Genomic DNA, 26,370 nt, shown 5'->3' on the forward strand with positions numbered 1-26,370 from the left:
CGGGCGGGGCGGAGAACTCCGGGACAACTCGCCGCCCCGCCCTGGGCGCCGCGGCCCGACGGCGTTGCATGCAACGCCGCTACGCCGGCCGCCCCGCCCACGCCTGGGCGGGGTGGTTCATCTTCTGCCCACTGACATTCGGGCCGTCTTCCGCCCCGCCCAGTTGCGCCGCCCCGCCCCGCCCGCCACCTTCCGTTCCCCGTTCCCCGTTCCCCGTTCCCCGTTCCCCGTTCCCCGTTCCCCGTTCCCCGTTCCCCGCGTGACTGACCACGACCTCGACGCCTACGACTTCGCGCTCCCCGACGCCCTCGTCGCGCAGCGCCCGGCCGACCGCCGCGACGGCTCGCGGATGCTCGTGCTCGACCGGGCGACGGGCGCGGTCGCGGACCGCCGCTTTGCCGACCTCCCCGCCCTCGTTCGTCCCGGCGACGCCGTCGTGGTCAACAACACGCGCGTGGTGCCGGCGCGGCTCGTGGGGCGGCGGCCGACGGGCGGCCGCGCCGAGCTGTTCCTGGTCGGGCGGGGCGGCGACGGCACGTGGGAGGCGCTCGCGCGGCCCGGGCGGCGGCTCCGCGAGGGCGCGCGCGTCCTGTTCGACAGCGGCCTCGGCGCCGAGGTCGTGGCGGTCGACGCCGAGACGGGCCGCCGGCGCGTCCGGTTCACGGAGGGCGGGGCGGCGTTCCCCGACGCGGCCGCCGAGGACGCCGCGCTCGACGCCGCCGGCCAGCTCCCGCTGCCCCAGTACGTCGACCGCGAGCCGGACGCGGCCGACCGCGAGCGCTACCAGACCGTGTTCGCGCGCGAGCGCGGGGCGGTCGCGGCGCCGACGGCCGGCCTCCACTTTACGCCGGCCGTGCTCGACCGGCTCCGCGCGGGCGGGGCGGCCGTCCACGAGGTGACGCTGCACGTGGGCTACGGGACGTTCGAGCCGGTCCACGTAGACGACCTCCGTGCGCACCGCGTGGCGGCGGAGACGGTCAGGGTGACGGCGGCGACGGCCGACGCGCTCAACGACGTCCGCGCTGCTGGCGGCCGCGTCTTCGCCGTGGGGACCACGACGGTGCGCGCGCTCGAATCGGCCGCGGGCGCCGACGGCCGCCTCGCCGCCTTTTCCGGGCCGACGGACCTAACGGTCACGCCGGGCTACCGCTTCCGGGCCATCGACGCGCTCCTCACCAACTTCCACCTGCCCCGCTCGTCGCTCCTGGTTCTCACGGCCGCGTTCGGCGGGCGCGAGCACGTGCTCGGAGCCTACCGCCACGCGGTCGAGGAGCGCTACCGCTTCTACTCGTACGGCGACTGCATGGTGGTTCTCTAGCGGCTCGGGTTTGGCGGGGCGGGGCGGGCACCGCGGAGGTGGAGAACCGGGCGCGGTCGAGGGGCATAGGAGGGGGCACGTTCGGCTGGCATCATCGCAGTCGCATCCTTCCCCTTTTTCTCTCCACCCCACTCATGGCAAAGACACGATCCAAAGGAAAGGCCCCCCAATTCAGCTTCGAGACGATTTCCCAGGAAGAGGCGTCCGACCGCAGGAAGCAGCGGGGCACGCGTCGGAGCAAGTATTCCCCCATCGGCGACCAGTTCGAGGACCTCGAAGAGGGCAACGTCCTCGCCTTCAGGGCGTCCAAGAACGAGGTGCAGGGCGTGCGCAACTACATGCGACGCAACTTCGACGGCGAACATCAGGTGAACAGCCGCCGCGTAGACGGGGACACGTTCGAGGTCCACATCTCGCGGACCTAGAGCGAGCGAAGTGCGGGGTACCAAGCCACGCAGCCCGAGAGGCGAGGACCCGCTCCGGGCGGGGCGTTCTCGCCGCCCCGCCCTGCTACGTTTGATGGTTTGTGCACCACCCCGCCCTCACCCTGTCCCTCTCTCAGAGGGAGAGGGGACTTTGTAGCAATGGGGGGGCGGGGTGGAGAGTGGCGCACGGACTCGGGGATCTAGCACGAGCGCGCGGTCAGCGCTGCTGCGCGCCGCACCGTCTCCGTGGTAGCACGGGCCTCTCCGCCGGCGGGGGCGGACCGCGTTCTCCGTCTACGCCGCTTTCGCGGCGCGGTCCGCCTCGCGCTGGAGCCAGAACACGAGCACGTCGTCCTCGAACCGCGGCACCTCGCTCCGCCGGAGCAGCCACGAGAGCAGCGCGTGGACTGGGCGCCCGTTCTCCAGCGCGGCCTGCGCCCCGAGCGCCACCCCGCCCTCGCCGAACATGGCGCCCGAGCGCGCCACCTGCTCGTTGAGCCCGTCGGTGTAGCACAGGAGGGCCGAGCCCGGCGGCAGGTCGAGGGTCCGGTCCTGGTAGACGGCGCCCGGGTCGAGGCCCAGGATGAGGTCCGAGTGCTCGACGATGCCGGGGCCGTCGGGCGAGGCCAGGATGGGCCGGCAGTGGCCGGCGTTCGCGTACGTCACCCGGTCGTGCTCGGGCTCCCAGCGCAGGATGAGCAGCGACGCGAACGTCTCTTCGAGGACCTGGTCGTTGATGAGCGTCTCGTTCACGCGCGTCATGAGCGCCGCCGGGCTCCGCGTCTCGCGGAGCATGACGTGGACCGTCGAGCGGATGTACGAGAGGAAGCTGAAGGCGTAGAACTTGGCCTGGAGCCCTTTGCCCATGATGTCGCCGACCGTGAACAGGTACGACCCGTCCTCGGCGCGCGTCCAGTCGAAGAGGTCGCCGCCGCCGTCCTCCTTGGGGCGCGAAAAGAATACGGCGCGGTAGCCGGGCTCCGAGGGCATGTCGCGGGGGAGGAGCCGGTCCGAGAAGTCGCGGCCGATCTTCGCCGTCAACCGGCTCTGGTAGACCTGGCTCCGCTGGACGATCTGGCCCACGCGCGTGACGAGGTGATCGACGTCGAACGGCTTCGTGAGGTAGTCGTCGACGCCCTTGCGGAGCCCCTGCTGGCGCGCGACGTCGTCGGACTTGGCTGTGAGGAAGATGAACGGGATGGCCTCGGTCGCGGGGTCGGCCTGGAGCGCGGCCAGCAGCGCGAACCCGTCCATGACCGGCATCATGATGTCGGACACGATGAGGTCCGGGGCCTGCTCCTCGACGAGCGCCAGCGCCCGCTCGCCGTTCTCGGCCACGCGGACGTCGAACTGCTTGCCCAGCCGGTACTCGAGCAGCCGCCGGAGCGTCGTGTTGTCCTCGGCGACGAGGACGGAGGGCTTGTTCGTCATGGGGGCGGGGCGGGGGGGAGGCCGTCGGGGGGAGCGCCGTCGCCCCCGGGCGACGGGAGGCGGTCGGCCGCGCGGAACAGGACGTCGAGCGCGCCGCCGGCCCGGCCGCGGACCGTGAACGTGACCCGCTGGTTCACGCCGGGGCGGGCGGGGCGGTACCCGAGGTCCTCGGCGCACGTGATGAGCATGAGCAGCCCGCGCCCGCGCTCCGACGGGGCGGGGCGGTCGAGGGCCTCTCGCTGGCGCGCGAGCTGGTCCGTGAAGTCGAACCCGGCGGACGAGTCCTCGACCGCGCACCGGACGCCGTCGCCGTCGGCCTCGACCGTCAGCCAGACGTCGCGGGAGCCGGGGAACGAGGCGTGCTGGACGAGGTTGGCGACCCACTCGTGGACGGCCAGCCGGAGCACGTCGAGCCCCTCGGCTTCGAGGACCGGGCGGAACGTGTCGGCCTCGGCCCACGCGTCGAACAGGTCGTGGACCTGGTCGATGACGCGGTCGAAGTCGTGGAAGTGGAACGACGGCACGGGCGGGGCGGCTTCAGACGGACCGGCCTCAGGCCGAGCCCGCCGGCTTCTGCGCCGGGGCTTCGGACCGGGCGTCGAGGGCGGCCTCGACGGTCGGGAACTGGCGGAACACCTTGTAGGTCCGCGTCAGCTGAACGACGACCTGGACCGGCCGGCTCACGGCCGCGAACACGACCTGGCCCCCGGCCGGCGTGAGCTGGCGGTACAGCGAGAAGATGACGCCGAGCCCGGTCGAATCGAGGATGCCGGTGCCCGTAAAGTCGAGGACGTAGTAGCGGGTGCCCTGCCGGGCGTGCTCCTGGCAGGCCGCCTTGAACTCGGCGGCGCTGCGGAAGTCGAGCGCCTTCCCGATGCGGACGACGGCCGCCGTGGGGGACGCTTTCTGAAACGTGAAGCTCATGGGGTGTGCCCGGGGGGCGATGGGTGCGCGGGGAGACCATGACGGCCGCGGCGACCGGCTTCCCTGACGAATATCGTACCACCCCGCCCGCGCGGTCCGGCGGCGGCGTCGGGGCGGGGCGGACGCGTACCGACGCGCTCCCCCGGCTCGCTGGGCGGCTGCCTCGGTTCCGAGTTGCGGGAGCGGCCTCCCGCGCAGGGGAGCGGGCGCTTGGGCGCCTCCAGGCGCAGCGGAGGGGGCTCGGGCGGGGCGGAGCGCGAACCCGCCCCGCCCGGCCGTTTCCCCGGAGCCTGCTGCGCTGCCGGCGCCCCGCCGGGCCTACGATCCGTAACCCGCCTGGGGCGATTCGACCGCCCCGCCCACGCGGAGGCGGCGGGTGCGGGCGGCTTGGCGGGACCCTCGCCGCCCGGCGCTCCGCCCACCCCGCCCCGCCCTACCTTCGCGCCGTGCGTCCCCTCCGCCCGTCCCTCGTCGTCCTCGCCGTCGCCGCGCTCGTCGCCGGCGGGTGCACGCGGGCGGCGCCGGACGGGCTCCCGCCGGGGACTGAGATTGAGGACCTCCCGGAGAGCGAGAGCTGGGACGCCTCGCTGCGCTCGAGCGCCGACGGCCGGTCGCGCCTCGAAATCGACGCCCCCTACCTCGCCCGCTACCGGCGCCCCGACACCACGTTCGTCTACCTCGGCCCAGCCCCCGAGGGCACGGGCGGGGCGGGGGCGGCCGGGCGGGGCGGGGCGGTCGACATCGCGGTCTACGACGACGAGGGCGCGCCGCTCGCCGACATCCGCGCCCGCGAGGCGTGGTACTACGAGGGCGACGGCCGCCTCGTGACCGAGGGCGGCGTGCGAACGACGGTCCGCGGCGACGGCGGGGCCGACATCCAGGCCCGCCGGCTCACGCTGGTCGACGACACCGTCGAGGCCGAGGGCGACGTCCGGGCCACGGTCCAGGGCGGGGGCGGACCCGACACGGGCGGGGCCGACGTCGAGGCCGCGCGCCTCACGACGCGGCCGGGCGGCGCGTTCACGGCGTCCGGCGGCACGACGGTCCGGCTGGGCGGCCAGGCCCAGGCGACGGTCCAGGCGCGGACGGTGAGCGGGTCCGGCGGCGGGCGCTACGAAGCGACCGGAAGCGTCCGCGTGGCGGCGTCGGGCGGGCGGACGCTCCAGGCGGGCCGCGTGATCTGGGACGAGGGCGCGGGCCGGTTCCGCGCGCCGGGCGCGTTCTCGTTCGACGGCCCCGGCGAGCGCGTCCGCGGCGTCGGGCTCGTGGCCTCGGCCGACCTCACGCGCTACTCGTTCCGCAACGTGACCGGCGAGATCGAGGTGGCGGAGTGAGGGGGAGAGGGAAGAGGGGAGAGAGACGGGGGCACTCCACCCTGCCCGCCTCGCCTCGGGCGGGGCGGGGTCCGAACCTGGATGATTGGAGTGCGGCGCTCGGTTCCGCCCCGCCCCTACGACGTCCCCTCTCCCCCCGGGAGAGGGACAGGGTGAGGGGCGGCCTGGGGCCGGCTGTTAGTCCAGGCACATGGCTTCCGGCGGCCGCCCCGCCCGGCGCCGCCCGACGCACCCGGCGCGAGACGTGGGGCGGGGCGGCCCTGCTGCTCGCCGTCTTGTGCGCGCTTGTCGCCGCCCCGCCCGCCGAGGCGCAGACGCGGCGCGTCGAGATCCTCGGCGCCGACTACACCGAGGCCAGCGTCGACTCGGCCGGGACCGTCCGGCGGCTCGTCGGCAACGTTCGGCTGCGCCAGGACACGACGCTGCTCTCGGCCCGCCAGGCGACGATCTACGAGGCCCGCGGCGAGACGGCGCTCGACGGCGACGTCCGCATCGTGTCCGGCCGCGACACGCTCACGGCCGAGGCCGTCCGCTACGACTCCAACACGAAGGTGGCCGCCGCGAGCGGGGCGGTCCGCCTGGGCGACGGCGAGTCGGTCCTGCTGGCGCCCGTTGTGACGTACGACAGCCGGGCCGAGGTGTCGGCGTTCTCGGGCGGGGGCACGATCCTCCACCGCGGCGCGCGGCTCACGGCGCCGAGCGGGACCTACAGCTCGGCGAGGCGCGTGGCCGATCTCGACGGGCCGCTCCAGATCGAGGACTCGACGGGCGTGCTGACCGCCGCGCGCGGGACCTATGACGCCGGCGGCCGCCGCGCCGACGTGGCCGGCGACGTCCGCCTCCGGCGCCCCGACGCCCGCCTCTGGGCTGACTCCGTCGTCTACTTCCGGCGCACCGAGCGGGCGCGGGCCTACGGGCACGCCGTCGTCGAGCGGATCGGCGAGGGCGGCACCGACGCCGAGCGCCCCGTGGCCCCGGCCGACTCCAGCCGGCGGACGTTCCTGTTCGGCGAGCGGCTCGTGTTCGACGGCCAGGCCGAAACCGCGAGCGTCCGCGGCACGCCCGAGGAGGCGCCCGGCGCGGCACGCCCCGCTCCCAAGGCCGCCCCGCCCGACAGCCTCGCCACCCCGCCCGGCGACCCCGCCCCGCCCGACAGCCTCGGCGTTCCGTCCGACAGCGCCGCCGCCCCGCCCGTCGTGAGCGGGGTGGAGGAGGCGCCACCCGACAGCCTCGGCGCCCTCGCCCCCGTTCTGCCCCCGCTCGCCGCCCCGCCCGACTCTGCCAGCGTGGGCGGGGTGGAGGCGCCGCCCGACAGCCTCGCGGCCCGCCTGCCGCCGCGCCCGGCGCCGCTAGCGGGCGGGGCGGACCCCGCCCGGGACCCGCTCCTCGTCGTGCTCCGCGCCGACTCGACGGGCCGCGTCGTCTCGACGCTCGCGCGCGCGCCGCGGATCGACGCCGCGCGCGTGGTAGCCGGCGCCGACACGCTCCAGACGCTGGCGGCGGCCGGCGGCGTGCGGCTGTGGCAGGCGAAGCTGTCCGCCGTCGCCGACTCCGTCTGGTTCCTCCGCCGCCCCGCCCCCACGGCCCCGCCCGACTCCGCAGGCGACTCCGCGAGCACGGGCGGGGCGGTCGACCGGCTCGGCCTGTTCGGCGCCGCGCGCCCGTCGGTCTGGGCGAGCGGGGCGCAGCTTACCGGCGACAGCCTGCTCGCCGTGGCCCGCGCGGGCGCGCTCGACTCGCTCCGCGTGCTCGGCACGGCCTTCGCCGGCAGCCCCGACTCGACGCTCGGCCGGCTCCAGCAGATCGCCGGCGGCCAGATGCTCGGCCGCTTCGAGGGCGGCGACCTCCGCCTCCTCAGCGTGTGGCCGACGGCGCAGGCCCTCTACCACCGCGCGAGCCCCGAGGGCTTGCTCGCCGGCGCCGACCAGGTCTCGGCCGACAGCCTCGACTTCCGGTTCCGTGACGGCGAGCTCCGCGACCTCTCGGGCTACCGCGGCGTCCAGGGCACGAGCTTCCCCGCCGCCAGCGTGCCGGGTGGCCTCCGCCTGCCCGGCTTCGCCTTCACGCCGGGCGGACCCGATGCGGGCGGGGCGCCCACGCGCGCGTCGGTGCTCGGCGCGGGCTGGGAGGCCGCGTGGCTGGAGGCGAACGGGCCGCCGGCCGCGTGGCTCCGACCGCCCGGCGCCCCGCCCGCCCCGCCCGAGCCCGCCCCGCCCGGCGTCACGCCCGCGACGGCCGCCGTGGGGCGGGGTGGGGGAGGCCCGTGACGGCGCGCCCGTAGCTTCGGCGCATGGAGAGCCCCGCCCCGCCCGCCGCCCCGCCCGCTGTCCAGGCTGGGCCGGACGCGCCCCTCGTGCTCCGCGCCGAGGGGCTGGCCAAGTCCTACCGCCGCCGCCGCGTGGTCGACGGCGTCTCGCTCCGCGTCGAGCAGGGAACGTGCGTGGGACTGCTCGGACCCAACGGGGCCGGCAAGACGACCACGTTCTACATGGTCGTCGGCATGGTCCGCCCCGACGCCGGCGAGGTGTTCCTGGGCCGCGAGGGCGGGGCGGAGCGCCGCATCACGCGGACGCCCATGTACCGCCGCGCGCGGCTCGGCATCGGCTACCTCGCCCAGGAGGCGTCCGTGTTCGGGTCGATGTCGGTCGAGGACAACCTTCGCGCCGTCCTCGACTTCCAGGACATCGGCCGCGACGAGAAGGAGGCCCGCGTCGAGGCGCTCATCGATGAGTTCGGGCTGGGCGTCGTCCGCCGCTCGAAGGGCAACCAGCTCTCGGGCGGCGAGCGCCGGCGGACTGAGATCGCGCGCGCCATCGCCACGCGGCCGCAGTTCATCCTGCTCGACGAGCCGTTCGCCGGCGTCGACCCGATCGCCGTCGAGGACATCATGCGCATCGTGGTCGACCTCCGCGAGCGCGGCATCGGCGTGCTCATCACGGACCACAACGTCCACGAGACGCTGGCGATCACGGACCGTGCGTACCTCCTCTACGACGGCAAGATCTTCGTCGAGGGCACGGCCGAGGAGCTCGCGGCCAACCCCGAGGTCCGGCGCCGGTACCTCGGCGAGAGCTTCACGCTGGAGCGGTACCGCCGCGGCCAGGACCCGCCGCCCGCCCCGGCCGTTTGACGGACCACCCCGCCCGCGCAGCCACCACGATGTCTCACGTCGTCTCGCTCCACGACCTCCCGCCCGCGCTCCGCGGGCTCCTCAACCGCGTCGTTCGCGAGGGCGGGGAGGTGCTCGTCACCGACGGCGAGCGGACGGTCGCCCGGGTGGTCGCGGCCGAGCGGCGGCCGGGGCTGGACGCCGGGCGGCTCCGGGTGTCCGGCGACTTCGACGCGCCCCTCCCGCGCGACGTGCTCGACGGCTTCGAGGCGTGAGGCTCCTCCTCAACACCCACGCCTTTCTCTGGTGGCTGGCCGACGACCGGCGCCCGTCTGCGGAGGCTCGGGCTGCGATTGGCAATCCGGAGAACGTCGTGTTCGTCAGCGCCGCCAGCGCGTGGGAGATCGCCATCAAAGCCGGACTCGGGCGCCTGGACCTGCCGGAGCCCCCCGCACTCCGCGTGCCCGACCGGATCGAGCGGAGCGGGTTTGCAGAGCTCGCGGTCACCGTTCGGCACACGCTCACCGTGGCGGATCTCCCGCACCACCACCGGACCCGTTCGATCGCCTTCTGGTGGCACAGTCGGCCGCCGAGGGCGCTCGCCTCGTCTCCCGTGACCCGCTCCTGCAGGCGTACGACGTCGACCTCCTGTGGTAGCTCGGCTCGTGGCGCCACCTTGGCGAGAGCCTTGCGCTGGAGCGGTGCCGCCGTGGCAAGGCCCCACCGCTCCCCTGACGTGCCGCCCCGCCCTCGGTCGAGGCGCAGAGCGGCCGCCCCGCCAAGCCGGCGTGAACGGGCACCCCCGCCCCGCCCCGCCGCGTACTTTCAGCCACGCCTGAAACCTCTTGCCATGGCCGGCCTCGTCGTCATCCCCGATCCCACCGCCTCCGACGATCGCGTCGAGGCCCTCGTCGACGCCCTCCACGGGTTCGGGTTCGACGTCCACCGGACGGGCGGGGCGGCCGTGGTCCTCGGCGCGATGGGCGTCGACGCCGACTTCGACGTCCGCCACATCAAGGTGCTCCCCGGCGTCCGCGACGTCGTCCGCATCACGAGCCCGTACAAGTTCGCCGCCCGGACGTGGCACCCCGACGACACCGTCGTCGACGTCGACGGGCTCGCCGTGGGCGGGGCGGAGCTCGTGGTCATGGCCGGGCCGTGCTCGGTCGAGGGCGTCGACCAGATCGAGGCGTCGGCGGCGGCCGTCGCCGCGACCGGCGCGCAGATCCTGCGGGGCGGGGCGTTCAAGCCGCGCTCGAGCCCGTACTCGTTCCAGGGCATGGGCGAGGAGGGCCTGCGCATCCTCCGCGAGGCCGGCGACGCGCACGGTCTGAAGGTGGTCACCGAGGTGATGACCGAACGCCAGATCGACGTCGTAGGCCGCTACGCCCACGTGTTCCAGATCGGTGCCCGGAACATGCAGAACTTCGCGCTCCTCAAGGAGGTCGGGCAGGCCGGGCTCCCGGTCCTCCTCAAGCGCGGCATGTCGGCGACCATCGAGGAATGGCTGATGTCGGCCGAGTACGTGCTCGCCGAGGGCAACCCGGACGTGATCCTGTGCGAGCGCGGCATCCGCACCTTCGAGACGGCGACGCGCAACACGCTCGACCTCAGCGCCGTGCCCGTCGTGAAGCAGCTCTCGCACCTCCCCATCATCGTCGACCCCAGCCACGGCGTCGGCATCCGCGACAAGATCGGGCCGATGGCGCTGGCCGGCGTCGCGTGCGGGGCCGACGGGCTCATGATCGAGACGCATCCCAACCCGCCCGAGGCGCTCTCCGACGGCCCGCAGTCGCTCTACCTCGACGCCTTCGACGCGCTCATGGGCCGGGTCCGCGCCGTCGGCGCCGCCGTCGGCCGGGACGTCCCCGAGCCCCGCCCCGCCCCGGTCGCCGAGGCCGCGTAGGGTGGGGCCGAGCCCGCCCCGCCCGCCGATGGCTCGGGCGGGGCGGTTCTGCGGCGCGTGCCGTCGGGGCGGGGCGGTCGGTGGGGGAGGTTGCCCGCCTTTTCTCCTCTTCTCTTCCACATCCTCCCCGCCCCCGCGTCGGAGGTGGCCCTGTTCTTGCTAATGTGGAGGCGGATCCAGACCTCGACCCCTCTCCCCCCAGATTCTATGTGTGGCATCGTCGGATACATCGGACCCCGCGAAGCGGGTGACCTCCTCGTGAGCGGGCTCCGCCGGCTCGAGTACCGCGGGTACGACTCGGCGGGCGTCGCCGTCGTCAACGGGGCGCTCGACGTGCGCAAAAAGGAGGGCAAGGTCGACGAGCTCGCCAAGCTCCTCGACGCCCGGCCCGTGAGCGGGACCGTCGGCGTCGGCCACACGCGGTGGGCCACGCACGGGCCGCCGAACGACGTCAACGCCCACCCGCACGAGGCGTCGGACGGGTCGTTCGCGATCATCCACAACGGGATCATCGAAAACTACGGGGCCATCAAAAAGAGGCTCATCGAGAAGGGGTACACGTTCGAGTCGGAGACGGACACCGAGGTGCTCGCCCACTTTATCGAGGACGTCCAGAACGAGGCCGACCTGAGCTTCCCCGAGGCCGTCCGCCAGGCGCTGACGCAGGTGGACGGGGCGTACGGGATCGTGGGCATCAGCCGCGACGACCCCGACATGCTCGTCGTCGCCCGCAACGGCTCGCCGCTCCTGCTCGGGATCGGCGACGGCGAATACTTTATCGGCTCCGACGCGAGCCCGTTTATCGAGTACACGCGGAACGTGGTGTACCTGTCGGACGGCGAGATGGCGGTCGTCCGGCGCGACGGCTACGAGGTGTTCCAGATCGACGGGGCGCCGGTCTCGAAGGAGGTCCACGCGCTCGAGTGGGACCTGGAGGAGATCGAGAAGGGCGGCTACGAGCACTTCATGCTCAAGGAGATCATGGAGCAGCCGCACTCGGTCGCCGACGCCATGCGCGGCCGCGTGCACCCCCAGGAGGGGCAGATTCGGCTGGGCGGGCTCCAGAAGGTGCTCCCGCAGCTCGTCGAGGCCGAGCGGATCGTGATCTGCGCGTGCGGGACGAGCTGGCACGCCGGGCTCGCGGGCGAGTACCTCATCGAGGCGCTCGCGCGCGTCCCGGTCGAGGTCGAGTACGCGAGCGAGTTCCGGTACCGGAACCCCGTCCTCACCGAGCGCGACGTGGTCATCGTGATCTCGCAGTCGGGCGAGACGGCCGACACACTCGCCGCGGTCCGCCAGGCGCAGGGGGCGGGGTGCCTCGCCGTCGGCCTCGTGAACGCGGTCGGGTCGACGATCGCCCGCGAGACGGACGCCGGCGTGTACCTCCACGCCGGGCCGGAGATCGGCGTCGCGTCGACGAAGGCGTTCACGGCGCAGGTGGCGGTGCTGGCCCAGATCGCGCTGCTCCTGGGCGCCGAGCGCGGCGTGCTCTCCCAGGACGAGGTCCGCCGCCACGCCGAGGCGCTCGCCGCCATCCCGGCCCAGATCCAGACGGTCCTCGACGGCGAGGAGCAGATCCGCCAGATGGCCCGCGACTACCGCTACGCCTCGAACTTCCTCTACCTCGGGCGCGGGGCCAACTTCCCCGTGGCCCTCGAAGGTGCGCTCAAGCTCAAGGAGATCTCCTACATCCACGCCGAGGGCTACCCGGCGGCCGAGATGAAGCACGGGCCGATCGCGCTGATCGACCAGTTCATGCCCGTCGTGTTTATCGCCACGCGCGACGCGACCTACGAGAAGGTGGTCTCGAACATCGAGGAGGTCGCCGCCCGCGGCGGGACGGTCATCGCGATCACGGACGAGGGCAACCGCGACCTCGACGCGCTCGCCGAGTACGTGGTCGAGGTGCCCAAGACGATCGATGCGCTGGAGCCGCTCCTGACCGTGATCCCGCTCCAGCTGCTCAGCTACCACATCGCCGTCATGCGCGGGGCCGACGTGGACCAGCCGCGCAACCTCGCTAAGAGCGTGACGGTGGAGTAGCGGGCGGGGCGGGGGAGACGAGCCACCCCGTCCGCCGCGGGCGGACCCAAAGGGCGGGGCGGTGCACGGTGTTTGGGACGGGCGGGGTGGGCGTCGTAGCGTCGCCGGCCTCACACGCCACCCCGCCCATGCGCGCGCTCCTGCTGGTTTTTGCCGTGTTGGTCGTCGGCTGCGACTCGTCGGGCGACGACCTGCTGCCTGTCGAGGGCGGGGTCCTCGTGAGCCTTGCGCCCCTGGTCCTGTACGACGACCTCCCGGTCCCCGAGCCGATCCCTCCGTCGGCCGTCATCGTTCGGACCGTAGAGGAGGCCTACTGCGTCGCAGACGAGCTTGTCGTCGAGACGAGTCCGACCGCGGAGGGCTTATCCATCGAGGTCCTAGATGTCCGCGTCAGCGACCAAGCGTGCCCCCGGATCCGCGTAGCGGCCGACGCAACTCTAGACCTCCCCGACGGCGTGGGAGACGGGTTCGAGATCGCTGTGACGGGGCCGAGGCTGCCCCGCGACGTCTACGTCCTCGTCCTCCGGGGCGGAGCGTACCGGCTGGAGAAAGACGCGGCAAACTGAAGGAAAACGGGGCGGCCACCCCGCCCCGCCCGCGGAGTCGGCGGGGAGGAACGCGCTCGGGCGGGGCGGTAGATTTAGGACCCGCCCCGCCCGGTTCTCGCCACCCGCCCCGCCCCCGCGTTCCGCCCGATGATCAATGCCGACGCCCTCGACGCCCTGCTCGCCCGCTACCAGGAGGTGCTGGCCGAGATGTCGACGCCGGAGGTGGCGAGCGACGTAGCGAAGCTGGCGTCGCTGGGTCGCGAGATGTCGGGCCTGGAGCCGGCCGTGAAGGCGGCGCGCGCGTGGCGCGAGCTGTCGGACGAGGCCGCCGGGCTCCGCGAGATGGCGGCGGCCGAGGAGGGCGAGCTGGCCGAGATGGCCGAGGCCGAGCTCGAAGACGTCGAGGCCCGGCTGGCGACGGCCGAGACGACGCTCGAAGAGGAGCTCGTGCCGAAAGACCCCGAGGACGTCCGCGACGCCATCGTCGAGATCCGGGCGGGGACCGGCGGCGACGAGGCGGCCCTGTTCGCGGGCGACCTGTTCGAGGTCTACCAGAAGTACGCCGCCACCCACAACTGGGGCGTCGAGGTAATGGACACGAGCGAGGGCACAGCCGGCGGGTTCCGCGAGATCACGTTCGCGCTCAAGGGCGCCGACGTGTTCGGGTTCATGAAGTACGAGTCGGGCGTCCACCGCGTCCAGCGCGTGCCGCAGACCGAGAGCCAGGGCCGCATCCACACCTCGGCGGCGACGGTGGCGGTGCTGCCCGAGGCTGAGGAGGTCGACGTCGAGATCCGGGCGCAGGACGTCCGCGTCGACGTGTATCGCTCGTCGGGGCCGGGCGGGCAGTCGGTGAACACGACCGACTCGGCCGTCCGCCTGACGCACGTCCCGACCGGGCTCGTGGTCTCGATCCAGGACGAGAAGAGCCAGATCAAGAACAAGGACAAGGCGTTCCGCGTGCTCCGCAGCCGACTCTACCAGCTCGAGCGCGACCGGGTCGACGCCGAGCGCTCGGCGGCCCGGAAGGAGATGGTGGGCTCAGGCGACCGCTCGGGCAAGATCCGCACGTACAACTGGCCCCAGGGCCGCGTGACGGACCACCGCCTCGAAGGCGACGACAAGAACCACGCGCTCCAGGGTGTCCTCGACGGCGGGCTCGACGAGATCGTCCGGGCGCTCCGCCTCGCCGACCGCGAGGCGCGCATGGCCGAGGCTGCGGGCGGGGCGTAGAGGACCGGGCGCGGGCGGGGCTCCTCCACGCGTCCGCCCCGCCCGAGCGATGGTCGGAGCAGCCTCGGGCGGTTCCGCCCCGCCCAAACGGCCTCTACGACGGCTCCTCTTCCATTGGGAGAGGGAGGTCGCGCAGCGTCGGCGCAGCCAGCATGGGGGCGGGGCGGCTCATGCGGGATCGCTGAGTTCGTGAGGCGCTCGCTACCCCGCCCGGCTTGAAACCCCTCACCCTGTCCCTCTCCCGCTGGGAGAGGGGACCTCGTAGGGCGGGGCGGCGCGAGACGGACGCACAACAAACCGTCAGAACCGGCATCAGGTGGCGCATCAACCGTGCGATCTGCTGGCAGGACTGAGCAGGCCAGTCCGGGGCAGCACCACCCCGCCCAAGCGCCGGCGGGCGGGGCGGCCGCCTCTACCCGTCGCCGCGCAGGCGCGCCAGCGTCTCGGGGTCGAGGAGGTCGGCCAGGCTCGTCGCGCTCGACGCCGGGCCGCTCGGCTTCCCTTTGTCGGGAGGCCCGCCCGAGCCGCCCCGCCCGCGCGAGGCGCCGCCGGACGAGGTCGCCCCGCCCTTCGCCGCCTTGGAGCCCCCGGACCGCTTCCGCTTCCGTTTGGCCGGCCGGGCCTCCGCCGACGCCTCGCCCTGAGACATTTCAGACGGGGCGGGGCGGGGCGTCTCCGTCGACAGGTCGACCGTTTTGCGGACGATCGGACCCGGCCCGAGCGAGGCCGCGGCCGACTTCCGGCGCGGGGGTGCTCCCGCCTTCCCCGTCGAAAAGTCGACGGTCCGCCCCACCTTCACTTCCGGCGCGCCCTCGGGGGCCGGCAGGGGCACGAAGCGGACGGGCTTGGGCGGGGGCTTCGACGGCGCCTTCCCCGTCGAGAGGTCGAGCGGCCGCCCCGCCCGCAGCGTGGGACGGTCGGGCGGAGCGGTGGCGGGGGCCGCGTCGGGCGGAGCGGTCTCCCCGTCCGGGCGGGGCGTGTCGTCGGCCATATCGGGGCGGGCGGGGCGGGCGGAGCGTCCGAGAAGCTACCGTGCGCTGGCGACGCCGTAGCCGGCGCGTTCGACGGCTGCGACGAGCATGGCACGCGTCGTGTCGGGCGCGGCCTCGACGACGGCGCGGCTCACCTCGACGTCGCGGACGTCGGCGCCCGGCACGCTCTCCAGCGCGTTGCGGACGGCCGCGACGCAGTGGTCGCAGGACATCCCGTCGATCGTGAGCTCTTCGGTGTGGGAGCGGGGCGGGGCGGACATGGGCGGGGTGGCGGGCGGAGGCCCGTTGTAAGCGGGCGCCGGGCACAGGTTCTGCCGCCCCGCCCGCTACACCTCCACGACGGCCGTGCGCACGGCCGGCGCGGCATCGGGGTCGGTCCACGCGACGACCACGCCCGGTCCGAGCGCCGCGACGACCGGCACTCCGCTCTCGCGCCCCGCCGGCACCGTCGCCACCGTCTGGGGCGGGGCGGCCACCCCGCCCGCCACGCGGCGGACGCGGACCTCGGCCGCCCCGCCCGCGCGCTCCAGCCACGTCACGGCCGCCGCGCCATCCGGGAGCACGACCACGCCCACGCGGCCGAGCGGGGCGCCGCCGTCGACCTGGGCCGGGGCGCCGAAGGTGGCGCCGCCGTCGTCGGAGAGCGCCACCTGCACGCGCGGGATGCCCCCGCCCTCGGTGTACCAGGCCAGCGCGACGCGGTCGCCCCGCGCCGCGAGCGACGGCCCATTGACTGGGCACCCGTGGATCGTCCACCCGTCGGCGTGGGGGATCGTGGGCTCCGTCCACGCCCCGTCCACGAGGCGGACGACGGCGACGTCGCGGACCTCTTCGGGCGAGCGGTCACGGTAGGCCACAACCAGGCCGCTCGGTGTGGCGACGGCGGCGGTCGGGCAGCAGTCGCACGTCCGCGCGTCGAGCTCGGCCGCGTCCGTGATCGCGCCGTCCGGGCCGAGCGCGGCGTAGCGGAGCGTCATGGCGCCGGCGGAGTGCCCGTGGCCGCCGCCCTGGTTCCGCCCGTCGAGCCACACCAGCCCGGCCGCCCCGCCCGCGAGCGGGGCGATCGAGACGAACCCGTGCTCGGCCGCGACGCCGTCGTCGTGCGGCGTGACCGGCCCGCCCCACGCGCCGCGGCGCCCCTGCCGCACGCGGACGTCGTAGGCGTAGGGCGAGTCGCCCTCGGGGTGCAGGACGAGCGAGTGGGCAACGAGGCCGCCGCCGGGGAGCGCCACGACGCCCGGCGTGTCGGCCCAGTTGACGAACCGGCCCCTCCCGGCGTCGGCCGTCTCCGCTCCGCCCCAGCCGTCGCCGGTCCACCGCGCGTAGCGGAGGGCGGCCGAGTCGCCGCGCGCCTCGGTCCACGACAAGAGCGGGGCGCCGTCGCCGTCCAGGCTCAGCCGCGGGGCGAGGGCGCCGCCGCCGGCCGGCACCGCGCGCTCGCCCGCGACCACGGGCGGGGCGGGCTCCGCCTCCGGCGCGTCGGCCGGCGCGCAGGCTGGGCCGACGAGGAGAGCAGCGAGAACGAGGGCGGCGGTGCGCGCCGAGAGGGAGGGCGTCGGCATGGCGGGCGGGGCGTGGTGGCGGAGGGTAACGCCGCGCGGCGCCCGGCGACCGCCCCGCTCCAAACGACGTGCGCCCGCCCCGACAAGCCGGAGCGGGCGCACGACCGATGTCGGGCGGGGCGGCTACGGCCGCGCGTTGCCCTCGACGTGGGCGTACACGGCCGCCTCCCCGCCCTCGCCGACCACGAGCACGTCGTACGGCTGGCGGAGGTCGCCCTGCTCCATGCCCGGCGAGCCGATGGGCATCCCCGGCACGGCGAGCCCGCGGGCCTCGGGGCGCTCGGCGAGCAGCCGGCGGACGTGCTCGGCCGGCACGTGGCCCTCGACGACGTACCCGTCGACGACGCCCGTGTGGCACGAGGCGAGGTCGCTCGGGACGCCCAGACTGTCCTTGACGGCCGTCAGGTCGGCCACGTCGCGCGACTCAACGCGGAAGCCCTCGCCCTCCATGTACGTCGCCCACGTCTTGCAGCACCCGCACGTCGGGCTCTTGTACACGGTGAGGACCGGGGCGTCGGCGGGCAGGCTCGCGGGGAGCACGGCGGGCGCCGCTTCGGCCGGCTGCTCGGCGGTCATGTCGACCGCGGTCTCGCCCACCTCGCAGGCGGCGAGGGCGAAGACAGCGGCGAGGGCGAGGGGCAGGCGGAACATGCGGGGGCGGGGTGGGGGAGGGGGCAACGGGCGGGGCGGGCGGGTCCTGCCCGCCCCGCCCCGGCGGGCGTCGTCTTGACCGTTCCTGCGCAGTCGAGGAGCCTACTGCTCCGTCCCCGGCGTCAGCGCCTCCTCGACCTCGGTCGTGTTGTCAGCCGTCCCCGTGGTCGGGGCGGGCTGGTCGAGCGGGACCGGCGCGTCCGCCGTGGCCGCAGCCGAGGGGAGCGCCTCGTCGCCCAGGCCGGGCTCCACGACCGGCACATCGACCACGGGCACGTCGGACACGCCGTTGCTGCGGCGGACGTCACCGTAGTAGTCGCCCCGGGGCGTGTGAACGGCCTGGGCGCCGTCGGGGCGTCCTTCCCACGTGCAGCCGGCGAGGGCGGGGAGGGCGAGGGCGGCGGCGAAGGCGAGAACGCGGAGGGTCATGGACGGGGCGGCGGCGGCGGGAGGAAAGCCGTAAACCTGCGAGGGCGGGGTGAGGTCCGCGCCTCACGTGATCTCGACACCTCCCCGCCCGGCGCCCGCGGGGCCGCGGCGGGCGCTCCTTATCATTGCGGACCGCTCCGCCCCGCCCGCCTATGTCCACGCCTCTCCTCCTGCTCGGTGCCGCCGCGCTCCTCGCCGCCGCCGCGCCCGCCGCCCAGACCGCCGAGGTCCTCCCCGCCCTCGACGGCGACCCCGTGGTCCTGGTCGTCCACGGCGGGGCGGGCACGATCACGCGCGCGGCACTCACGGACGACGACGAGGCCGCCATCCGCGCCGTGCTCGAGCAGGCGCTGCGCGCGGGTCACGCCGAAGTCGTCGCCGGCCGCCCCGCCCTTGACGCCGTCACGGCCGCGATCGGGGTCCTGGAGGACGACCCCAACTTCAACGCCGGGCGGGGCGGCGTCTTCGCCGCCGACGGGACCGTCCGCCACGACGCCTCGGTCATGGACGGCGCGACCGGGCTGGCCGGCGCCTCGACCGGGACGATGCACGTCCGCCACCCGATCCGGCTCGCGCGGGCCGTCATGGACGGCTCGCCGCACGTGCTGCTCTCGGCCGAGGGCGCCGAGGAGTTCGCGCTGCAGCAGGGGCTCGAACTCGTCCCCAACACGTTTTTCCACACCGAGCGCCGGCTGGGGTCGCTCCGGGCCGTCCAGGAGCGCGAGCGGTCGGCGTCGGGCGCCGTCATCACCGGGGGCGGGGCGGGGCCGGAGCCCGAGGCGTGGCAGATGCACGGGACCGTCGGGGCCGTGGCGCTCTCCTCCAGCGGCCACCTCGCGGCCGGGACCTCGACCGGCGGCATGACCAACAAGCGGTGGGGCCGCATCGGCGACAGCCCGCTCATCGGCGCCGGCACCTACGCCGACGACGCGACCTGCGGCGTGAGCGCGACCGGCCACGGCGAGTTCTTTATCCGCCTCGGCGTCGCCCGCGACATCGCGGCGCGGATGGCGTACCTCGGCGAGGGCGTCGACGAGGCGGCCACGCACGTGATCCACGACACGCTGGGCGGGGCGGGGGGGACCGGCGGCGTCGTCGCGCTCGACGCCCAGGGGCGCGCGTCCATGCCGTTCAACACCGAGGGCATGTACCGGGGCACGATCACGCGGAGCGGCGTCGTGACGACGGGGATCTACGGCGACGAGTGAGCGCCGCGCCGCCCGACGACCTCCGGCCCGACGACCTCCCGTACGACGCCGTCGCCGCCTCGCAGGCGCTGGCGCGGGCCGACCCCGCGCTCGGCGACGTGATCGCCCGCGTCGGCCCGCCGGTGATCCGGTACCGCCCGGCCGAGACGTTCGACGCCCTGCTCCGGTCGGTCGTCTACCAGCAGCTCTCGGGGAAGGCCGCGGCCACGATCCACGGCCGCGTGCTCGCCGCCTTCGGCGACCCGGCGGACCCGGCCGCGATCGCCGCGGCCCCCGACGACGCGCTCCGCGCCTGCGGCCTGTCGCGGGCCAAGGCGGCCGCGCTGCGCGACCTCGCCGGCCGCCGCCTCGACGGTTCGCTGCCCGACCGCCCCGCCCTCGCCCAGATGCCCGACGCGGACGTCGTCGAGGCGCTCACGGCCGTCCGCGGCGTCGGCCGGTGGACGGCCGAGATGGTCCTCATGTTCACGCTCGGCCGCCCCGACGTCTGGCCGACGGGCGATCTAGGCGTCCGCGAGGGGCACCGGATCGTGAGCGGGGCAGCCGAACGGCCCACGCCCCGCGAGCTGGAGGCGGCCGGCGAGCGCTACCGCCCGTGGCGGAGCGTGGCGGCGTGGTACCTCTGGCGCGCCGTCGACCTGCACCGCGCGGGCGGGGCGGGGTAGGGGCGGGGAGGAGAAGAAGGGTGGAGGAGGGGAGGTGCGGAGGAGACGCGCACCCGCCTCTTCTCGTCCGCTCCTCTTTTCCTCGTCGGGGTTACGTCGCGGGCGGGGCGGGGTCTACCGGGCACCGCCCCGCCCTCTGCGCCCCACGCCGCCCCGCCCGTGTACCGCCCCGCCCTGACCCTGCCGACCCGAGTCGGGTCGGCCGTCGTCCTGCTGCTCGCCCTCGCCCGCCCCGCCCCCGCCCAGGAGGCCGCCGCGTCTGACGGGGCCGAGGTGGGCGGGGCGGCGCTCCACGACGAAGTCGTCGCGTGGCGGACGTACTCGGACGACCGGGCCGCGCGCGTCCGCGTGTTCGCCTCCGGCGACGAGCGCCGGCCGGTCGTGGCCGTCGTCGACGACCGGGCCGCGAATGGCGGGGCCGTCACCGACGAGGCCGCGTTCGTAGCCGACCTCGTCGGGCGCGCGCTCGGGTTCGACCCCGTGGCGGCGACGTTCGTGTTCCGGTTCACGCCGGCCGCCTTCGTCGAGGGCGCCGCCGACGGCGGCAAGACGCTGCTCCTCCAGGCCACCTTCCGCCGGACGGCGAGCGGCGGACTGGGCTCGCCGTCGTGGCGCGTTCTCACGCCCGACCGCCTCGACGCCCTGACCGACCGCGGCCTACGGTAGGTCTCGGCGGGAAAAGGGTTCTGTCGGGAGGTTCCGTAGGCGGCCGTCGGGGAGATTCGAGGCGCGGCGGCGGGACCCGTTTGGGCCGCCGCGCGTAGACGGTTGTCTCAACGACTACCTCCCGGCACCCTCCCCCGGCTCACCGCTCCATGACCACCATCGACGCTCAGACGCTCCGCCTCGACGAGCTTTCCGAAGCCCTTCGCATCTCCCGCCAGACGCTCGTCCGCTGGACTGACCGCGGGCTGATCGACGCCGCCCTCGACTGGGGCGTCTCCGACGCCAACGAAGAAACGCGGCTCATCCAGATCACGCCGTCGACGCGCGACTTCCTGGAGGGCTTCGCCGGCGAGTACCGCGAGGACACGGTGAGCCGGACCGAGGCCCGCCGCCTGCTCAAGCTGATCGACCGGAACCAGGTCCAAAAGCTGATCCGCCAGGGGAGCATCAAGGCCAAGAAGATCAAGGGCGAGACGCGCGTGAGCGTGGGCAGCGTCGAGGACTACCTCATGACGCTGGAGGAGACCGACTAAGGGCGAGGGGTGAGAAAGGACGTGGGATGGGGGGATATTCCGCCGGGGCTTCTGCCCATTCCTCCATCCCTCTCGTCCCGACTCCCCCCCCATGACGCTCACGCTCCCCGACGGCCGCGAGGTGCGGCCGGGCAAGGTCCTCTGCATCGGCCGCAACTACGCCGCCCACGTCCGCGAGATGGGCGACGTGGCCGAGCCGCCCGCCGAGCCCGTCGTCTTCCTCAAGCCTTCGACCGCGCTCGTCGCCGACGGCGGCGAGGTGGTCCTGCCGCGCCAGTCCGACGAGGTCCACCACGAGCTCGAACTCGTCGCCGTCGTCGGGCGGGGCGGCCGGCACATCCGCGAGGCCGACGCGCTCGGGCACGTCGCCGCCTACGCGCTCGGGCTCGACCTGACGGCCCGCGACCTTCAGGCGCAGGCAAAGGCCAACAAGGGGCCGTGGAGCATCGCCAAGGGCTTCGACACGTTCGCCCCGCTCGGCCCGCTCGCCGCGGCCGAGAGCGTGGGCGATCCGGGCACTCTCGAGATCGCACTCTCGGTGGGCGGGGAGGAGCGGCAACGGGGAACGACCGGCCACATGATCCACTCGGTCCCGCGCATCGTGGCCTTCCTGTCGTCCGTGTTCACGCTCGAACCCGGCGACCTAATCTACACGGGCACGCCCGAGGGCGTCGGCCCGGTCCGCGACGGCGACCGGCTGGAGGCGACCGGGACGCGCCTCCCCGCCCTCACGGTCACGGCGCGGCGCGAGGCGGCCGTGTAGGCCCAGGGCGGGGTGGCCCAGGGCGGAGCGGCGTACGAAGGCGGCGGGCGTGCCGTTCGGAGCCCCGCCGCCCCGCCCCGTGGCGCGGCACGTCCGCCGGGGGCTGGCCCGGCGGCTCCCGTCTCCCGCCCCGCCCGTCGCGTGTCCGTGCGCCCCGTTTTCCTCGCCGCCCTGGTGGCGCTCGTCGCGGGCGCCGCCGCCGCGCAGCCGGTCCGCCTGGAGGCGACGGTGGTCGACGCCGAGACGGGCGCCCCGCTGGCCGGCGCGACGGCGCAGGTGGCGGGGCAGGAGGGGGGCGCCTCGGCCGACCGCGACGGCCGCCTGTCGCTCGCGCTGCCCGCCCCGCCCGACACGGTCGTCGTGCGGTTCGTGGGCTACGCGACGGCCCAGGTCGTCGTCACGGCGGACGAAGCCGCCGCCGCCCGCGCCGAGGGCGCAGGCCGCCAGGACGCAAACCGCCAGGACGCAAACCCTCGGGGCGGGGCGGTCCGCCGGACGATCCGCCTGTCGCCGGCCCCGTTCGTGCTCGGCGAGGTGACTGTCACCGACGAGCCGCCCGGCGAGCGCCTGTGGCGGCGGCTCCTGGCGCGGCGCCAGAGCCTCGCGGCCCGGCTCGGCCAGTACGGCGCCGAGGCCTATGGCCGCCTCCTCCTCACGCGCGACGGGCCGACCGACGTCCGCCCGTTCCCGTTCGCGCTGACCGAGACGCTCTCGAACCTGTCGTGGGGGCGGGGCGGCGGGCTCCGTGAGGAGGTCGTCGCGCGGCGGCGGCTGCCCGAGGGCGGCCCGTTCGAGTGGGCGCGGATGAACCCGGTCCCCGACCTCTACTTCGAGGACGCGCTCGCGCTCGATGGCCGGTCCATCCCCTCGATCACGCGGCCCGACGCGCTCCGCTACTACGCCTTCCGCCTGGGCGAGACCGTCGAGGCCGACGGCCGCCGCTACCTCGACCTCGCCGTGATCCCGCGGCGGGGCGGGCTCGTCGCCGGCCGCGTCCGCGTGGTCGACACGCTCCTCGTGATCGCCGAGGCCGACCTCCGCCTCGACGCCGCCCGGACGGCGGCGCCCGTCGACGCGCTCGACGCCTCGTACCGCTGGCGCTACGAGCCGGCCGACGCGGGCGGGGCGCTGGGCGACTCGGCGTGGCTGCCCCGGCGGTTCGAGCGCGAGGGGGCCGTCACCGTCCGCGTCCCCGGCACCCGCGTGCCGACCGTCCGCTTCCAGCAGACGTCGGTGCTCGACCTCGTGCTGCCCGGCGCGCCCGGCGAGGCGGCCGACCTACGCCGCCGGTACCGGAGCCCGCGCGGCGTGTACACGGGTGCCGGCGTCTACCGGGCGGGGCGGCGGGCGCTCCCACTGGACAGCCTCGAGGTGGCCGTCGACACGTCCGACCGCGTCCGCCGGTCGACGCTCGCGGAGCTGCTGCGGCCGCAGGAGGGGATCGGGTTCGGCGGCATCTTCGCCGGCGTGAGCCGCCTGCTGGGCGCCGGCTTCGATGTCGAGGGCGACGACGACGGGTAGGGCGGGGCGGTCGCCTTCGACGGCGAACTCGGCGTGATCGTGGACCCAGATGCCGGGTCGTCCGTTGTGGAAGGCACCCGCACCACACTCTGTCGGCCGATAAGGTGTCCCAGGCGGGTTGGACCACTTTTCGCAGGCCCGGTTCAATGAGCGCTGGCGCGGCGTCGTTGACGCCGCGTTCGCCCGCCGCCCCGCCCTCACCGCTGCCTACGCCCCGCCCGTGCGCGAGATCTTCCGCCAGCTCAACTACCTCCTCTCGGCCCGCGAAAAGCGGAACGGGGGGCTCCTTTTTCTCCTCATGCTGGGCGGGGCATTCTCCGAGGTGGTTGGGGTGGGAGCGATCCCTGCGTTCCTCGCGGTCATCGTGATCCCCGAGAAGATCCTCGAGTACGGTCCAGCCCGCGCGGTCTACGACACCCTTGGCATCGGGTCGTCCCGCGAGATGATCCTGTGGGCGGCGGTCGGGCTGATCATCGTGTTCGTGGTCAAGAACCTGTACCTCACGTTCCTCGCCTACGCAAAGGCACGGTACTCGTCGAACCGACAGGTCGGGGTGTCGAACCGGTTGTTTCGGGCGTATCTGAGCTCGCCGTACACGTTCCACCTCCAGCGGAATACGGCCGAGCTGCTGCGGAACACGAACTCGGAGGCGTCGGCTATCTCGAGCGTCGTCCTGACCCTGTTCATCTTTGGGATGGAAGGGATGGTCCTCGGGCTCATCTTTACCGGCCTGCTCGTCGCCCTCGGCCCGGTCCTCACGCTCGTGACCTTCGCCACATTCGGCGTGCTCACCTACCTGTTTTGGCGGGGGACGCGGACGAAGGTCAAGGAGTTCGCCAAGGAGGAGCAGCGGCACCGGAAGCAATCGGTGATGGCCGTGAACCAGGGGCTCGGCGGGTTCAAAGACGCCCGGGTCCTCGGCCGCGAGGACTACTTTCTCCAGTCGTACCGGGAGAGCACGGTGTTCAAGGCGAAGGCCGCTCAGTACAAAGCGTTCATCCAGGCCACGCCGCGCCTGTTCCTAGAGACCATCGCCATCTCTGCCCTCCTCGGCGTCACGGCGTTCTACGTCATTCAGGGGCAGGACATCGAGCTCGTCGTTCCGACCCTGACCCTGCTCGCGGTCGCCGTCATCCGGCTCATGCCGTCGTTCACGAAGATCGCTGGGGCCGTTAACTCGCTCCAGTGGCAGAAGCGGGCGATGAACGCCGTCTACGGCGACCTCATCGAGCTCGACGCCGTGAAGCCCATCGGGCGGGGCGGGGCGCCGGTCCCGTTCGAGCGCGAGCTCCGCCTGGAGCGGGTGAGCTACCAGTACCCGAATCAGGAGGGGACGGCGCTCGATGACGTGACGCTGACGGTCCCGAAGAACTCCTCCGTCGGGTTCGTCGGGCCGTCGGGGGCGGGCAAGACGACGGTCGTCGACGTGGTCCTCGGGCTCCTCGACCCGACCGCCGGCCGCGTCACGGTCGACGGCGCCGACATGCGCGAGCACATGGCAGGGTGGCAGCGGAAGATCGGGTACATCCCCCAGCAGATCTTCCTCACCGACGACACCGTCCGCCGGAACGTGGCATTCGGCCGTGACGACGCGGAGATCGATGACGCCCAGGTGTGGCGGGCGCTCGAGGCGGCCCAACTCCGCGAGACGGTCGAGGCGCTCCCGGAGGGGCTCGATACCCACGTCGGCGAGCGGGGCGTCCGACTGTCGGGTGGCCAGCGCCAGCGGATCGGGATCGCGCGAGCGCTCTACCATGAGCCTGAGGTCCTCGTCATGGACGAGGCAACGAGCGCGCTCGACAACCAGACCGAGCGGCAGTTCGTCGAGGCCCTCGAAGGGCTCCAGGGCGAGCACACGATGATCGTGATTGCCCACCGGCTGAGCACGGTCCGGGGCTGCGACACCCTGTTCATGCTCGATCAGGGACGCCTCGTGGCCGAGGGCAGCTACGACGACCTCATGTTGACCAGCGAGGTGTTCCGCCGGATGGCAGGTGAGCCCGCCATCGCAGTCCCGGTCGCCGGCTAAATGACCGGCCGAACGCGGGCACGCTGCCACCGCCTAGGACGGAGTGCATCGCAGCCGCGCCGGCCTGCATTCGCGCCGGTGCGCACCCGCGGGCGGGGTGGTTCTGCCAACGGCGTCTGTACCAGACCGAGTGACTAGACGCCCCGCTCCGGCCGTTTTCCCTCCGAGGGAGCGGTGTTCCCGTGTAAAGACAGGAGCTCAGAAGTGCGGGGTGGTGAGCGCACGAGAGCAGTCTCCCGCCCCGCCGGCGAGGTCGCAGCCCGAACAGGTCACGGCCTCGATGTGGCTTCCGCCTCACGCGCAGCTCTCAACGACTTGCATAGGGCGTAGGCCGTAGCCACCATCACACTGGTGACCACGAGCTCGCCGCCTTCTTCGAAGGCTGACATTACAAACTTGAGCTTGAGGTCCAGCCCGTACTCGTCGACCCACAAGCTTCCTACTCGGTGGAGCGCGTCGGCGCCCACGCCGAAGAAGGCGAGGGCGGCGACCGCGGCGGCCGTCATCCGTGCGACGTAGCGTGCGCGGGCGTCGCTCCGGGTGTAGGCCACGCCGGCTACGCCCATGAGGGGCACGGCCCAGCTGGCCAAAAACACGATCTCGCCAAAGTCCCTGGCTCGCATTCCGTACGCGGGCTCCAGCCCGAGGGGGGCGACCAGAACCAGTCCCATGCTCTCGTGGAGTGTAGCCACGTCGTCGATGAGGACGGCGGCAAATAGGGCCGCGAGCGCCGCGAAGACGGGCTGGCGCCGCTCGCGGTACAGCCACACCCCGCCCACGACGATCAGGAGCAGCTTGACGTGCTGGTACCTCTCGCTCAAGTTGGGGTCCTGGTTGAGGCTAAACCACGGGTGCTCCACGAGCCCGGCTTCGTACGCCGCCGCGATCAGGATGACGACCACGTCGACAGCGACGAGGACGGCTAGCAGCGCGTAGTTCGGCGCCAATCGCGCCGGTACAAGGGCACGCGAGGGAGTCGCTGGGTGCGACGGCGTGAGAGTCTGGGAGGGAGGCACGGGAGTGAGTAGCGGGCGGAGCGGGTCTATTAACGTAATGCCGCCGTCCTGGTCCGCCCCCTGC

The 26,370-nt window shown here is 74.1% G+C and carries 26 protein-coding genes; 17 read left to right on the plus strand and 9 right to left on the minus strand.

Annotated elements, in window-relative coordinates; translation table 11 throughout:
- The first annotated feature begins 259 nt into the window (after positions 1-259).
- Together queA and RQM47_RS09080 are read left to right on the plus strand one after the other, a co-directional pair.
- Positions 260-1,318, plus strand: a complete 1,059-nt coding sequence (gene queA / locus RQM47_RS09075; RefSeq protein ID WP_311663845.1) for a tRNA preQ1(34) S-adenosylmethionine ribosyltransferase-isomerase QueA — start codon at positions 260-262, stop codon at positions 1,316-1,318.
- A gap of 134 nt (positions 1,319-1,452) precedes the next feature.
- Complete coding sequence (locus RQM47_RS09080; protein ID WP_311663847.1) at positions 1,453-1,743, plus strand: hypothetical protein; 291 nt, start codon at positions 1,453-1,455, stop codon at positions 1,741-1,743.
- Between the two features lie 294 nt (positions 1,744-2,037).
- Here the strand turns inward: RQM47_RS09080 and RQM47_RS09085 are convergent, their stop codons facing one another.
- The 3 genes from RQM47_RS09085 to RQM47_RS09095 are packed head-to-tail and all read right to left on the minus strand — an operon-like array spanning position 2,038 to position 4,098.
- Positions 2,038-3,174: a PP2C family protein-serine/threonine phosphatase gene (locus tag RQM47_RS09085; protein ID WP_311663849.1), complete on the minus strand. Its 1,137-nt coding sequence runs from the start codon at positions 3,172-3,174 to the stop codon at positions 2,038-2,040.
- Entirely contained in the window at positions 3,171-3,698 is a 528-nt protein-coding gene (locus RQM47_RS09090) for an ATP-binding protein (protein ID WP_311663851.1), read from the minus strand. Before RQM47_RS09090 ends, RQM47_RS09085 begins: the two co-directional genes overlap by 4 nt.
- Before the next feature lie 28 nt (positions 3,699-3,726).
- The gene (locus RQM47_RS09095; RefSeq protein WP_311663853.1) at positions 3,727-4,098 is read right to left on the minus strand and encodes an STAS domain-containing protein; all 372 of its coding nucleotides are present in this window, start codon (positions 4,096-4,098) and stop codon (positions 3,727-3,729) included.
- A 446-nt stretch (positions 4,099-4,544) separates the two neighbouring features.
- Here RQM47_RS09095 and RQM47_RS09100 point away from each other — a divergent pair, with 446 nt between their 5' ends.
- From RQM47_RS09100 to prfA, 8 genes are all read left to right on the plus strand, one after another.
- Positions 4,545-5,432, plus strand: a complete 888-nt coding sequence (locus tag RQM47_RS09100; protein WP_311663855.1) for a hypothetical protein — start codon at positions 4,545-4,547, stop codon at positions 5,430-5,432.
- 275 nt (positions 5,433-5,707) lie between these two features.
- The gene (locus tag RQM47_RS09105) at positions 5,708-7,699 is read left to right on the plus strand and encodes an OstA-like protein (RefSeq protein WP_314008583.1); all 1,992 of its coding nucleotides are present in this window, start codon (positions 5,708-5,710) and stop codon (positions 7,697-7,699) included.
- A gap of 23 nt (positions 7,700-7,722) precedes the next feature.
- The gene (gene lptB / locus RQM47_RS09110; RefSeq protein WP_311663860.1) at positions 7,723-8,562 is read left to right on the plus strand and encodes an LPS export ABC transporter ATP-binding protein; all 840 of its coding nucleotides are present in this window, start codon (positions 7,723-7,725) and stop codon (positions 8,560-8,562) included.
- A 29-nt stretch (positions 8,563-8,591) separates the two neighbouring features.
- The gene (locus RQM47_RS09115; RefSeq protein ID WP_311663862.1) at positions 8,592-8,816 is read left to right on the plus strand and encodes a type II toxin-antitoxin system prevent-host-death family antitoxin; all 225 of its coding nucleotides are present in this window, start codon (positions 8,592-8,594) and stop codon (positions 8,814-8,816) included.
- A 575-nt stretch (positions 8,817-9,391) separates the two neighbouring features.
- Positions 9,392-10,447, plus strand: coding sequence for a 3-deoxy-7-phosphoheptulonate synthase (aroF, locus tag RQM47_RS09120; protein ID WP_311663864.1), 1,056 nt, complete (start codon positions 9,392-9,394; stop codon positions 10,445-10,447).
- Between the two features lie 207 nt (positions 10,448-10,654).
- The gene (glmS, locus tag RQM47_RS09125; RefSeq protein ID WP_314008585.1) at positions 10,655-12,490 is read left to right on the plus strand and encodes a glutamine--fructose-6-phosphate transaminase (isomerizing); all 1,836 of its coding nucleotides are present in this window, start codon (positions 10,655-10,657) and stop codon (positions 12,488-12,490) included.
- A 128-nt stretch (positions 12,491-12,618) separates the two neighbouring features.
- The gene (locus tag RQM47_RS09130; RefSeq protein ID WP_314008588.1) at positions 12,619-13,056 is read left to right on the plus strand and encodes a hypothetical protein; all 438 of its coding nucleotides are present in this window, start codon (positions 12,619-12,621) and stop codon (positions 13,054-13,056) included.
- A gap of 129 nt (positions 13,057-13,185) precedes the next feature.
- Positions 13,186-14,271, plus strand: a complete 1,086-nt coding sequence (gene prfA, locus RQM47_RS09135; RefSeq protein ID WP_311663870.1) for a peptide chain release factor 1 — start codon at positions 13,186-13,188, stop codon at positions 14,269-14,271.
- A gap of 412 nt (positions 14,272-14,683) precedes the next feature.
- On the opposite strand, the gene RQM47_RS09140 is transcribed toward prfA, so the two are convergent.
- The 5 genes from RQM47_RS09140 to RQM47_RS09160 all read right to left on the minus strand — a co-directional run bounded on the left by RQM47_RS09140 (position 14,684) and on the right by RQM47_RS09160 (position 17,905).
- The gene (locus RQM47_RS09140) at positions 14,684-15,262 is read right to left on the minus strand and encodes a hypothetical protein (protein WP_314008589.1); all 579 of its coding nucleotides are present in this window, start codon (positions 15,260-15,262) and stop codon (positions 14,684-14,686) included.
- A gap of 36 nt (positions 15,263-15,298) precedes the next feature.
- Complete coding sequence (locus RQM47_RS09145; RefSeq protein ID WP_314008592.1) at positions 15,299-15,523, minus strand: heavy-metal-associated domain-containing protein; 225 nt, start codon at positions 15,521-15,523, stop codon at positions 15,299-15,301.
- A gap of 66 nt (positions 15,524-15,589) precedes the next feature.
- Entirely contained in the window at positions 15,590-16,825 is a 1,236-nt protein-coding gene (locus RQM47_RS09150; RefSeq protein ID WP_314008595.1) for a hypothetical protein, read from the minus strand.
- 123 nt (positions 16,826-16,948) lie between these two features.
- A complete protein-coding gene (locus tag RQM47_RS09155; protein ID WP_311663878.1) occupies positions 16,949-17,476 on the minus strand; it encodes a DUF411 domain-containing protein in 528 nt (175 codons plus the stop codon).
- Between the two features lie 102 nt (positions 17,477-17,578).
- Positions 17,579-17,905: a hypothetical protein gene (locus tag RQM47_RS09160; RefSeq protein WP_311663880.1), complete on the minus strand. Its 327-nt coding sequence runs from the start codon at positions 17,903-17,905 to the stop codon at positions 17,579-17,581.
- A gap of 152 nt (positions 17,906-18,057) precedes the next feature.
- Between RQM47_RS09160 and RQM47_RS09165 the strand changes: the two genes are divergently transcribed.
- The 7 genes from RQM47_RS09165 (at position 18,058) to RQM47_RS09195 (ending at position 25,290) form a co-directional block, all read left to right on the plus strand.
- A complete protein-coding gene (locus RQM47_RS09165) occupies positions 18,058-19,113 on the plus strand; it encodes an isoaspartyl peptidase/L-asparaginase (protein WP_311663881.1) in 1,056 nt (351 codons plus the stop codon).
- Complete coding sequence (locus RQM47_RS09170; protein ID WP_311663883.1) at positions 19,110-19,778, plus strand: hypothetical protein; 669 nt, start codon at positions 19,110-19,112, stop codon at positions 19,776-19,778. Before RQM47_RS09165 ends, RQM47_RS09170 begins: the two co-directional genes overlap by 4 nt.
- Positions 19,779-19,937: 159 nt before the next feature.
- Positions 19,938-20,444 (plus strand): hypothetical protein, encoded by a 507-nt coding sequence (locus RQM47_RS09175; protein WP_311663885.1) that lies wholly within the window; start codon positions 19,938-19,940, stop codon positions 20,442-20,444.
- Between the two features lie 149 nt (positions 20,445-20,593).
- A complete protein-coding gene (locus RQM47_RS09180; RefSeq protein WP_311663887.1) occupies positions 20,594-20,977 on the plus strand; it encodes a hypothetical protein in 384 nt (127 codons plus the stop codon).
- Positions 20,978-21,068: 91 nt separating this feature from the next.
- Positions 21,069-21,740, plus strand: coding sequence for a fumarylacetoacetate hydrolase family protein (locus tag RQM47_RS09185; protein WP_311663889.1), 672 nt, complete (start codon positions 21,069-21,071; stop codon positions 21,738-21,740).
- Between the two features lie 141 nt (positions 21,741-21,881).
- Positions 21,882-23,261, plus strand: coding sequence for a carboxypeptidase-like regulatory domain-containing protein (locus RQM47_RS09190; RefSeq protein WP_314008597.1), 1,380 nt, complete (start codon positions 21,882-21,884; stop codon positions 23,259-23,261).
- A gap of 118 nt (positions 23,262-23,379) precedes the next feature.
- On the plus strand, positions 23,380-25,290 hold the full coding sequence (locus tag RQM47_RS09195; RefSeq protein ID WP_311663893.1) for an ABC transporter ATP-binding protein: 1,911 nt from the start codon (positions 23,380-23,382) through the stop codon (positions 25,288-25,290).
- 269 nt (positions 25,291-25,559) lie between these two features.
- Here the strand turns inward: RQM47_RS09195 and RQM47_RS09200 are convergent, their stop codons facing one another.
- A complete protein-coding gene (locus tag RQM47_RS09200; RefSeq protein WP_314008599.1) occupies positions 25,560-26,237 on the minus strand; it encodes a hypothetical protein in 678 nt (225 codons plus the stop codon).
- Between the last annotated feature and the right edge of the window lie 133 nt (positions 26,238-26,370).

Source organism: Rubrivirga sp. S365 (genome assembly GCF_032248475.1).
In the GTDB taxonomy this organism is placed as follows: domain Bacteria; phylum Bacteroidota; class Rhodothermia; order Rhodothermales; family Rubricoccaceae; genus Rubrivirga; species Rubrivirga litoralis.